Origin of the sequence: Trichococcus sp., assembly GCF_049684335.1 — a bacterium.
Classification (GTDB): domain Bacteria; phylum Bacillota; class Bacilli; order Lactobacillales; family Aerococcaceae; genus Trichococcus.
On the sequence record NZ_JBAVFV010000034.1, the window covers coordinates 1 to 11,883 of the forward strand.

General features: G+C 46.1%; 9 protein-coding genes. All 9 read left to right on the forward strand.

Features of this window, described 5'->3' with window-relative positions:
- Window positions 1–135: 135 nt before the first annotated feature.
- Window positions 136–1,098, forward strand: coding sequence for a riboflavin biosynthesis protein RibF (gene ribF, locus WBM30_RS06085; protein ID WP_424899854.1), 963 nt, complete (start codon window positions 136–138; stop codon window positions 1,096–1,098).
- Entirely contained in the window at window positions 1,099–2,229 is a 1,131-nt protein-coding gene (hemW, locus tag WBM30_RS06090; protein WP_424899855.1) for a radical SAM family heme chaperone HemW, read from the forward strand. It begins immediately after the preceding gene.
- A gap of 136 nt (window positions 2,230–2,365) precedes the next feature.
- Window positions 2,366–3,403, forward strand: a complete 1,038-nt coding sequence (hrcA, locus tag WBM30_RS06095) for a heat-inducible transcriptional repressor HrcA (RefSeq protein ID WP_424899856.1) — start codon at window positions 2,366–2,368, stop codon at window positions 3,401–3,403.
- Window positions 3,404–3,425: 22 nt separating this feature from the next.
- Window positions 3,426–3,962 carry a nucleotide exchange factor GrpE gene (gene grpE / locus WBM30_RS06100; RefSeq protein ID WP_424899857.1) on the forward strand — a complete coding sequence of 179 codons (537 nt, stop codon included), beginning with the start codon at window positions 3,426–3,428 and terminating at the stop codon, window positions 3,960–3,962.
- A gap of 46 nt (window positions 3,963–4,008) precedes the next feature.
- The gene (gene dnaK / locus WBM30_RS06105) at window positions 4,009–5,829 is read left to right on the forward strand and encodes a molecular chaperone DnaK (protein WP_424899858.1); all 1,821 of its coding nucleotides are present in this window, start codon (window positions 4,009–4,011) and stop codon (window positions 5,827–5,829) included.
- A 99-nt stretch (window positions 5,830–5,928) separates the two neighbouring features.
- Complete coding sequence (gene dnaJ, locus WBM30_RS06110; protein ID WP_424899860.1) at window positions 5,929–7,071, forward strand: molecular chaperone DnaJ; 1,143 nt, start codon at window positions 5,929–5,931, stop codon at window positions 7,069–7,071.
- Between the two features lie 214 nt (window positions 7,072–7,285).
- The gene (locus WBM30_RS06115; protein WP_424899861.1) at window positions 7,286–8,932 is read left to right on the forward strand and encodes a phosphoenolpyruvate carboxykinase (ATP); all 1,647 of its coding nucleotides are present in this window, start codon (window positions 7,286–7,288) and stop codon (window positions 8,930–8,932) included.
- Between the two features lie 171 nt (window positions 8,933–9,103).
- Window positions 9,104–10,927, forward strand: a complete 1,824-nt coding sequence (gene lepA, locus WBM30_RS06120; RefSeq protein ID WP_424899862.1) for a translation elongation factor 4 — start codon at window positions 9,104–9,106, stop codon at window positions 10,925–10,927.
- Between the two features lie 390 nt (window positions 10,928–11,317).
- Window positions 11,318–11,878, forward strand: coding sequence for an alkyl hydroperoxide reductase subunit C (ahpC, locus tag WBM30_RS06125; protein WP_424899863.1), 561 nt, complete (start codon window positions 11,318–11,320; stop codon window positions 11,876–11,878).
- Window positions 11,879–11,883 lie beyond the last annotated feature (5 nt).

Sequence of the window (11,883 nt, forward strand, 5' to 3'; positions counted from 1 at the left end):
AAACAATGGATGCGCCTGTTTTATTTACCTATCAAAACAAAATCGTGGCGATGTACGAACCGCATCCGAGCAAAAGCGGTCTCATCAAACCCAGAAAAATGTTCCTATCATAAACAGCAAGGAGTTGCTTTAACAATGGAAATAATGCACATACATCATCCCTATAACCAGAAACTGATACCTGACGAGCAAGTGGTATTGGCATTGGGATACTTTGACGGCGTCCATAGAGGACATCAAGAAGTAATCAAACGAGCAAAGGAAGTTGCCGAAAAGAAGAACCTCAAACTTGCCGTCATGAGCTTCAATCATCACCCAAGCATCGTTTTCCAGAAGATGAATCCGGAAACGATGCAATATTTGTCGACCGTCAACCGCAAAGCCGAAATATTCGAGAGCTTAGGCGTTGATTATTTCTTCGTCATCTCATTCACATCTGCGTTTGCCTCATTAAGACCGCAGGAATTTGTCGACCAATACATCAGCGGTCTGCATGCTGTGGCAGTCGTTGCCGGCTTCGATTATACCTATGGACCTAGAGAAATTGCGAATATGAAACAATTAGTGAACTATGCCAAAGGTCGCTTCGAAGTCATCGAAGTTGCCGAATTGAAGGACGAAGCCGAAAAAATCAGTTCCACGCACATCCGGGAAGCATTAGCCGAAGGAAACATGGAAAAAGCGAATGCTTATTTAGGCTATATCTATCAGATCGACGGCACGGTCATTCATGGCGATGCACGAGGCAGGCTACTGGGTTTCCCGACTGCTAATATCCAAACCGAAAAACACACACGCTTGCCAAGGAATGGCGTTTACATCGTAAGCATCAGAGTGAACGGAATCTGGCATCGCGGCACGGCTTCGATAGGGCACAACATCACTTTTGAAGCTGGACGCGACAAAACCGTGGAAGTATATATACTGGACTTCGACAAAATGATTTACGGCGAGGACGTAACCGTCAGATGGCACCATTTTATCCGCAGCGAGATCAAATTTTCCGGCGTCGACCAACTGATCGCGCAGCTTAAAAGTGATGAAGCGGATACGATCGCCTATTTTCAGGATCACCCATTGAACGAGGTGACTCTCTAAATGGCAGCGGCTTATTTGCACATCCCCTTTTGCGAACACATCTGCTTCTATTGTGATTTCAATAAGGTGTTCTTGGAAGGCCAGCCGGTTGACGAATACGTGGATGCTTTGATCAAGGAGATGCAGTTATCGAAGCAGCTTCATCCTCAAGAAGAGATCAGCACGTTCTATATCGGCGGCGGCACACCAACGACTCTGAACGAGCGCCAGCTGGAGAAGCTGTTGAACGGGATTCGCAGCACCTATTCCTTGCCGAAAGGCGCCGAGTTCACGATGGAAGCCAATCCGGAAAGTATTTCTTTCGAGAAGCTCAAAATCATGCGTGATTATGGGGTAAACCGTTTGAGCATGGGGGTCCAATCGTTTAATAACGATATCCTGAAAAAAATCGGCCGCATCCACACGGCCGAGCAGGTATACACTTCTGTGGCCGATGCCCGCAGAGCCGGATTCGAAAACATGACAATCGATTTGATCTTCCGCCTGCCGAACCAAACGATGGCCGATTTTGAAGATAGTCTGAAAAAAGCCTTGGAATTGGATTTGCCGCATTACTCTATCTACGCTTTGATCCTCGAGAACAAGACGGTTTTCTACAACTTGATGCGTCAGGGGAAACTGCCGTTGCCTTCCGAGGACACAGAGGCAGATATGTATGCCTTGGCTATCGAGACGATGTCAAAAAGCCGAAGGAATCAATACGAAATCTCCAACTTTGCGTTGCCGGGTTATGAATCCCAACACAATCTCACCTATTGGAAAAATGAATCCTATTTCGGTTTTGGGGCTGGAGCGCATGGCTATATCGATGGGATCCGTTACCACAATCATGGGCCGATCCAGCAGTATCTGGCGCCTTTGCGCGAAAATAGCTTGCCGATCATCCGTCAACAGCAGTTGTCGAAAAATGAACAGATGGAAGAAGAAATGATTCTGGGGCTGCGCACGATGGTAGGCGTCAGCCAAAAACATTTTGCCGAGAAATTCAAAACCCCGCTGTTAGATCAGTATGCTGTCGTCGTTTCCGATTTGGTTGCGGGCGGCCTGCTTCTGGTCGATGGCGACAGGATCCGATTGACCCAAAGAGGTGTTTTCCTCGGCAACGAAGTATTCCGCTCTTTCTTGATGTGAAATGCGTTCGATGCCAGTGGGGTGCCAAGAATGTTATGAAAAATGATTGTATTCCGTTGACAAAGCCTGTCACCCGTGATAAATTTATTTATGGTTAGCACTCATTGTGGTCAAGTGCTAAAGTGAGGTGAAACTCTTGTTAACAGAAAGACAGTTGCTAATTTTGGATTTAATTGTTAGGCATTACATCGAATTCGAGGAGCCAATCGGTTCGAAGACGCTTCTTAAGGAATCTGCTTTGTCCTTGAGTTCCGCCACCATCCGTAACGAAATGATGCGGATCGAAGAATTGGGCTTCCTGGAAAAAATGCATTCTTCATCCGGCAGAATACCGTCCATCCAAGGCTACCGTTACTATGTCGATCAACTATTGGGCAAAGAAAGTGAAGAAGTCGCTGACGACGTCAAACAGACGATCAAGCATGGTTTTCAGAATCCTTACCGGGAAGTGCAGCAGGTCGTCGAAAAATCAGCTGAAATGCTGTCTTTTTTGACGAACTACACCGCTTTGGCAATCGGGCCTGAAACAAAGGACAGCCGATTGACTGGGTTCCGATTGGTTTCACTCAATGAAGGGCATGTGATGGCCATATTGGTGACTGATAAAGGGCATGTGGAAAATCAAATTTTTTCTGTTTCGCCGCCGGGCTTCTCAGCCTCTGAGATAGAAAAAATCGTTAACATCTTCAATCAGGAACTGGTAGGCCGCACCCTGCAGGAAGTATTCATCAAGCTGCAAACGGACATTCCGGTGATTATCCGGAAGTACGTCGATGCAAAAATCGATTTCACAGCGATCTTCAATGATATCGTTGCGAAGTTGGAGCATGACCGCTTTCATGTAGGAGGCAGCATGAATCTTCTGAACCATTTGGATGCGACGATGGACAAGAATAAAGTCAAAGCCATTTTAAACATGCTGAATGGGTCTCCAGACATCCATGCGCTTTTTTCAAACCCCAATGATGGCGTCGGCGTCAAGATCGGAACGGAATTGAACAATGAGCTGCTTCATAATTTTAGCCTGATTACGGCTACTTATGACACGGCCGGCAACGGTAAGGGCCTGATTGCATTACTGGGGCCAACCAATATGCCTTATCAAAAAATGATCAGTATCATGAAATTTATGCGTTACGAACTTTCTGATAGCTTGAATGATCTGAACAAATAAGCATGACAAAGGAGATTTTGAAGTGGACAATAACGAAGAATTAGTGGACCAGGAACAAGCGACCGTTGATACAACGGTTGTTGAAGGTCAAGAGACGGTTACGGAAGCAAGTGAGGTTGAAACCTTGAAAGCAACCTTGTCCGAAACGGAAGACCGCTTGTTGCGCCTGCAGGCTGAACTTGCCAATATCCAGAAGCGCAACGCAAAAGAAAGACAGGATGCGGCGAAATTCCGTTCCCAGTCTTTAGCGCAGGAATTGTTGCCGGTGATGGACAGTCTGGAGCGTGCATTAGCGATTGAAGTGGAAGATGAAAAATCATTGAACCTGAAAAAAGGTTTGGAAATGGTCATGAACCTATTCACGGAAGCTTTCTCCAAAGAGGGGATTTCACAGATCAATCCGATCGACCAGCCTTTCGATCCAAATTTCCATCAATCCATTCAAATGCAGCCGGCTGCTGAAGGTCAAGCGTCTGATACAGTCGTCGCGGTAGTCCAAAAAGGCTACACCTTGAAAGACCGCGTTTTAAGACCCGCAATGGTTATTGTGGCAGAATAGTTTTATTGATAAACACAAAAAATTTCATATAGAGGGGAATAACATCATGAGCAAAATTATCGGTATTGACTTAGGAACAACAAACTCAGCTGTCGCTGTATTAGAAGGCGGAGAAGCTAAAATCATCCCAAATCCAGAGGGAAATCGCACGACACCATCTGTCGTTTCATTCAAAAACGGCGAAATCCAAGTGGGCGAGGTCGCTAAACGCCAAGCAGTTACAAACCCGAACACAATCAGCTCGATCAAACGCCACATGGGCGATGCTGGCTACAAAGTGGAAGTGGAAGGCAAAAGCTACACACCACAAGAAGTTTCAGCGATGATCCTTCAGTATCTGAAAGGCTACGCAGAAGACTACCTAGGCGAAAAAGTTGATAAAGCCGTTATCACAGTTCCAGCTTACTTCAACGATGCGCAGCGTCAAGCGACTAAAGATGCCGGAAGAATTGCCGGTCTGGAAGTAGAGCGTATCGTCAACGAGCCGACTGCTGCAGCTTTGGCATACGGTTTGGACAAAACGGATAAAGAAGAAAAAATCCTTGTATTCGACTTGGGTGGCGGAACATTCGACGTTTCCATCCTTGAATTGGGCGATGGCGTATTCGATGTGTTGAGTACAGCCGGCGACAACAAATTAGGTGGAGATGACTTCGACAACAAAATCATCGATTACTTGGTTGCAGAATTCAAGAAAGAAAACGGAATCGACCTTTCAAACGACAAAATGGCGAAACAACGTCTGAAGGACGCTGCTGAAAAAGCCAAAAAAGATCTTTCTGGCGTAACTTCAACCCAAATCAGCTTGCCGTTCATCACTGCCGGCGATGCAGGTCCGTTGCACATGGAATTGACACTTACCCGCGCTAAATTCGACGAAATCACTTATGACTTGGTTGAACGTACAAAAGGTCCTGTACGTCAAGCATTGAAAGATGCAGGTCTATCCACTTCCGAAATCGATGAAATCATCCTTGTCGGTGGTTCAACACGTATCCCTGCAGTCATCGAAGCAGTCCGTAAAGAAGCAGGCAAAGAGCCGAACAAATCCGTTAACCCGGATGAAGTTGTTGCAATGGGCGCTGCTATCCAAGGCGGAGTCATCTCTGGTGACGTAAAAGACATCGTATTATTGGACGTTACACCATTATCATTGGGTATCGAAACAATGGGTGGCGTGTTCACTAAATTGATCGATCGCAATACGACAATCCCGACAAGCAAGTCGCAAGTATTCTCGACTGCAGCGGACAACCAACCAGCTGTTGATGTACATGTCCTGCAAGGTGAGCGTCCGATGGCAAACGACAACAAAACATTGGGTCGTTTCCAATTGACGGATATTCCATCAGCACCTCGTGGTGTTCCGCAAATCGAAGTATCATTTGATATCGACAAAAATGGTATCGTCAATGTTCGCGCTAAAGACTTAGGTACTCAAAAAGAACAAACAATCACCATCAAATCATCTTCCGGCCTGACTGACGAAGAAATCGAAAAAATGGTGAAAGATGCAGAAGCGAACGCTGAAGCAGACAAATTGCGCAAAGAAGAAGTTGAACTGCGCAACGAAGTGGATCAATTGATCTTCCAGACTGACAAAACTTTGAAAGAGCTAGACGGAAAAGTCGACGCTGATGAAGTGAAAAAGGCTGAAGAAGCTAGAGACGAACTGAAAGCAGCAGTAGAAGCAAATGATTTGGAACAAATGAAAACGAAGCGTGATGCTTTGAATGAGCTTGTTCAAAACCTGACTGTCAAACTTTATGAGCAAGCTGCTCAAGCGCAACAACAAGAAGGCGCACATGAGTCAGCGACTGACGACGGTGTCGTTGATGCCGATTTTGAAGAAGTAGACGACAAATAGTCAACTCTAACGAGAGGAAGCCAACGCATAACTGCATTGGCTTCTCTCACTGTATAGAGACAAAATGTTCAGATGAAGCCAATCAATGGAGGCGAAACAATGGCGAAAAGAGATTATTACGATGTCTTGGGTGTGTCGAAGGATGCCACAGACGATGAGATAAAAAAAGCTTACCGGAAACTTTCCAAGAAGTTCCACCCGGATATCAACAAAGAAGCGGGCGCAGAAGACAAATTCAAGGAGCTTGCAGAAGCGTATGAAGTCTTGAGCGACGGCAACAAACGCGCAGCCTATGACCAATACGGCCATGCCAGCACCGATCCCAATTTTGGCGCAGGCGGCGGTTATGGTGGCGGTGGCTTCGGCGGCTTCTCGGGCGGTTTTGAAGATATCTTTGATTCCTTTTTCGGAGGCAGCGGCGGTCGTGGCAGAAATCCAAATGCCCCCCGTCAAGGCTCTGATCTGCAGTACCGTATCCATCTCACATTTGAAGAAGCGATTTTCGGGAAGAAAGAAACCATCCGTTATAAACGTGATGAAGAATGTAAAACCTGTAGTGGTTCCGGCGCAAAACCGGGCACGCAACCGAAAACGTGTTCGAAATGTCATGGTTCAGGAGCTGTCGGTGTCGAAAGGAATACACCTTTCGGCCGCGTAATGACGCAAGCAGTCTGTGATGTCTGCAGCGGGACAGGCAAGGAAATCACGGATAAATGTACTACTTGTTACGGACGTGGGCATGTCGAAACGGATCACTCTGTGGCAGTTACAATCCCTCCAGGTGTCGACGATGGACAACAGATGCGCTTGAACGGTCAAGGCGAAGTCGGCAGCAATGGCGGCCCGTATGGTGATCTCTATGTCGTCTTCCAAGTGGAAGCAAGCGATATTTTCGATCGCGAAGGGACAGAGATCCATTACACGCTTCCGATCAGCTTCGCCCAGGCAGCTTTGGGTGATGAGATTGAAGTGCCAACCGTGCATGGCAAAGTCAAGCTGAAGATTCCTGCCGGGACACAAACGGGCACGAATTTCCGTTTGAAAGGCAAAGGGGCGCCACGCTTGCGTGGAACCGGAAATGGTGATCAGCACGTCAAAGTGACTGTCGTAACACCGAAGAACCTTAGCGAGAAGCAAAGAGAGGCAATCCGCGCATTCGCAGCAGCAGGCGGCGATACGCTGGTGGAAGATGACGCCAATTTTTTTGATAAAGTAAAGGATGCCTTCAAAAATAAAAAGTAAGTAAGCCGAATGAACCGATGCGTTGGAAACAACACCGCATCGGTTCGTTTTTTTGTCCCTATACTATTCTGTTAGAGTTATTGTAACTAACATGAGGTCAAAAACACTTTTTTTATAGAAAAAGAATAAATATTCGCTAATTCAATGATGAAAGGGGTTACATTTCGTGGGAATAGGATTATAATGGAAGTATCAAATAAAAGAGGTGACGTAAATGGCTACTATTGAATCATTCAACAGATCCGAATTAAAGAAGACCAACCCTTTACTTACGAAATTCCGGACAACCGTCGAAACAGCTTTTTATGGCAAAAACATGCAGGAAGTCACGGACATGACGGAAGCCTATGAACTCGCATTGAACGCTGACGGTGTGGTCGTGACCGACCTGCCTGTGCTCCATACAAAAGAATTGGGATTGCCGGATGATGCCAAAGTTCTTGTCGAAAACGGCGGCAGAATCATAGGCCGTACTGCCCGCGCCAAACGGATCATCGGAGAGAACAAGGAAGAGGACGAAAAACTTCAAGCCATCATCATGGATGTCATTTATCAAAACAGACTGCGCCATTATTATAAAACGACAGGGTATGTAGGTTTGGATAAAGATTTCATCATCAAGGCGCATATCGCCTTTCCTGAAGGGAACGAAAACAATCTTTACTCCTGGCTATTGAACTTCCAGTGGGACAACCCGGAATATCAGGAAATGTATGCTCATTCGAAAGCATACAACGAAGGCGATATCTACATCTATACCGATCCCGACTGGCGCCATCCGGATTATCCGCTTGGAGTGGCGGTGTTCGAGCCTGATAAAAACGTGGCTTGCATCCTCGGAATGCAATATTTCGGTGAGTTCAAAAAAGGCACACTGACGCTTGCTTGGGGAACGGGTCATCGCAATGGCTACGTTGCTTGCCATGGTGGCCAAAAACACTTCCGCCTGCATGATGGCGGTTCCTATGTCGCTTCCTTCTTCGGGCTTTCGGGTTCAGGAAAATCGACTTTGACCCATTCGAAGCACGACAACAAATATGAAGTGAAAGTGCTGCATGATGATGCTTTCCTGATCGATTTGACGGATGGCTCCTCGATCGCTTTGGAACCTTCCTACTACGACAAAACCCAGGATTATCCCGCCGATCATCCTGAACAGAACTATTTCGTGACTGTCCAGAATGTGGGCGTGACGAAGGATCATGACGGCAAAATTGTACTGGTCACGGAAGACATCCGTAACGGCAACGGACGGACTGTCAAATCACGCTATTCCACTCCGAACCGCGTGGATAAGTTTGAAGAACCGATCAATGCGGTCTACTGGATTATGAAGGACGATGCTTTGCCGCCTTTGGTTAAGGTGGACGATGCGGTCTTGGCGGCAACATTCGGCACAACGCTGGCTACGAAACGCACGACTGCGGAAACGTTGAAGAAAGGCGAGTCGACCGATACACTGGTCATCGAACCATTCGCAAATCCGTTCCGGGTCTATCCATTGGTTGAGGATTATGCCGGATTCAAAGAATTGTTGGCCCACGAAGATGTCGACTGCTACATCATCAATACTGGATTTTTCATGGGTAAAAAAATACCGAAGGAAGTGTCTCTAGGCGTCATCGAAAGTATTGTCGAAGGGACAGCTTCATTCGTGCCATTCGGTGCTGCACCGCATCTCAGCTATCTGCCGGTGGAAGGGTTCAATCCTGATTTTGAAGACAAAGACTATACGAAGTTGGTGAGAAAACGCATGCAGTTGCGGGAAGATTTCTTGGAAGAATTCAATGCTGCCCATCCGAGTTTGCCGTTGCCTGATGAATCCATCCAAGCATTGCAAAATATCATTGATGCTTTTTAAGTTTCAATGGGAAAGAATCCGGCGGGGAGCCTCCGGATTCTTTTTTTTGCTAATTAGCCAAACAAAAGTGAGAAAGGCTTGCTAATCTGAGGAGGCATCTTGTCATAAATGCTTTAGATTGGTATAATTTCCAAGTGAACGAATGGACGTTATAGAAAGTGAGCAACGATAATGAACTTAGAAGAGATGAAGCAACGACAAAAAAGGATCAGAAATTTTTCCATCATTGCCCATATTGACCATGGGAAATCCACATTGGCGGATAGAATTCTCCAAATGACTGATACAGTCGCCGATCGTGATATGCAAGCACAATTATTGGATTCCATGGACCTCGAAAGAGAACGAGGCATCACCATAAAATTAAACGCCGTCGAATTGACTTACAGAGCCAATGACGGAGAAGATTACATCTTCCATCTGATCGACACACCGGGACACGTCGACTTTACGTATGAAGTATCCCGCAGTTTGGCAGCCTGCGAAGGGGCTATTCTAGTAGTGGATGCGGCGCAAGGGGTCGAAGCACAAACCCTTGCCAACGTTTATCTGGCTTTGGACAACAACCTGGAAATCGTGCCTGTCATCAACAAAATCGATTTGCCAGCCGCAGATCCTGAACGTGTCAGGGCAGAGGTTGAAGATGTCATCGGGATCGATGCCAGCGATGCAGTTTTGGCGAGCGCGAAAATCGGCTTAGGCATCCCTGAGCTGCTGGAACAGATTGTTGCAAAAATACCGGCTCCGGAAGGTGATTTGGAAGCACCTTTGCAAGCCTTGGTTTTTGACTCGATCTATGACCCATACCGGGGAGTCGTACTGAATATCCGGATCAAAAATGGTGTGGTCCGCCCAGGCGACATGATCAGATTCATGGCTAACGGCAAAGAGTATGAAGTCATCGAAGTAGGGATTTTCTCTCCGAAACCGATCAAACGCGACTTTTTGATGGTTGGGGATGTCGGCTATTTGACTGCCGGCATCAAAACGATCCAAGATACACAGGTCGGTGATACGGTTACCTTGGCAAACAATCCCGCCAGCGAAGCCCTAGCCGGCTACCGCAAAATGAACCCGATGGTGTACTGCGGCATTTACCCTGTGGATGCTTCGGACTTCAATGACTTGCGTGAAGCTTTGGAAAAACTGCAATTGAACGATGCTTCCTTGCAGTTCGAGGCAGAATCATCGCAAGCGTTAGGATTCGGTTTCCGTACAGGATTTTTGGGCATGCTGCACATGGACGTTATCCAGGAACGAATCGAGCGCGAATTCGATCTGGATATCATCACGACAGCTCCATCTGTTATTTACCGCGTCAACAAAACCGATGGCGAATTTTTGGAAATCGACAACCCTTCGGAAATGCCCGATGCGACAACCATCGAAAGCATCGAAGAACCTTATGTCAAAGCAAGCATGATGGTGCCGAATGATTATGTCGGTTCCGTCATGGATATCGCCCAGAAGAAACGCGGCAATTTCATTACGATGGATTATTTGGATGATTTCCGCGTCAATGTCGTCTATGAAATGCCCCTGTCAGAAATCATCTTTGATTTCTTCGACAGGTTGAAATCAAGCACGAAGGGTTACGCTTCGCTTGATTATGAATTGATCGGCTACCGCCCAAGCAAACTGGTCAAGATGGATATCCTCTTGAACGGGGAAGCTGTCGATGCCTTGAGTTTGATCGTGCATCGCGATTTCGCCTATGCCCGCGGAAAAATAATTACAGAAAAACTACGCGGATTGATTCCACGTCAACAGTTCGAAGTTCCGATCCAAGCGACGATCGGCAACAAGATTCTAGCTCGAACTACCATCAAAGCTTTGCGTAAAAACGTACTGGCTAAATGTTACGGCGGGGATATTTCCCGTAAACGTAAATTGCTGGATAAACAAAAAGAAGGTAAGAAGCGTATGAAGCAAGTCGGATCCGTCGAGGTTCCACAAGAAGCCTTCATGGCCGTTCTGAAGATGGACGAGGATTAACCCAAAAGGGAGTCTTTAGATTCTTTGGAATAAATACAATTAGAGAACGCACCTGGAATGTATAATGATCCAGGTGCGTTCTTTTTCAATTGAGAATGGAAATACCTAATTGAGAATGGTACGTATTCTGCTCAGCTGACTATCAGGGATTTTAAAACAAGTATTTTCCTCATATTAAAGTATCAAGGACATCCTTCTGAAGGACAGTCCGGTTTTTGACTCACTAATCCCTATATTCCTAAAGGTTTTCGGAAGGTGAAATCCACTGTTTTCAAAAATGGGAAAATAATTATAGTTATCAGGTGTTAAAACTTGACCGTTAATGCCGGATTCTATATAGTTATTGATAGGGATTATTCTAAAATAATTATTATAATTGGAGGAATTGAAATGTCATTAATCGGAAAAGAAATAGTGGAATTTAAAGCGAATGCTTATCACAAAGGTGAATTTATTGAAGTTTCATCGGAAGACCTGAAAGGAAAATGGAACATCGTCTGTTTTTACCCTGCGGACTTCACTTTCGTTTGTCCGACTGAATTGGAAGATCTTCAGGACCAATATCCAACCTTGCAAGGATTGGGAGTAGAAGTTTATTCCGTATCAACGGACACACACTTCACGCATAAAGCATGGCACGACCATTCACCAGCTATCGGAAAAATCGAATACACCATGATTGGAGATCCATCGCACGCGATTTCGATCGGATTTGATGTTTTGGATGATGAAGGATTGGCTCAACGCGGAACGTTCATCATCGATCCGGACGGCATTGTGCAGGCAGTGGAAATCAACGCTGACGGTATCGGCCGTGACGCAAGTGGTTTAATCGACAAAATCCGTGCAGGTCAATATGTCCGCACCCATCCAGGCGAAGTTTGCCCTGCGAAATGGAAAGAAGGCGCGGAAACATTGAAACCTAGCTTGGACTTGGTAGGTAAAATTTAAGGAGG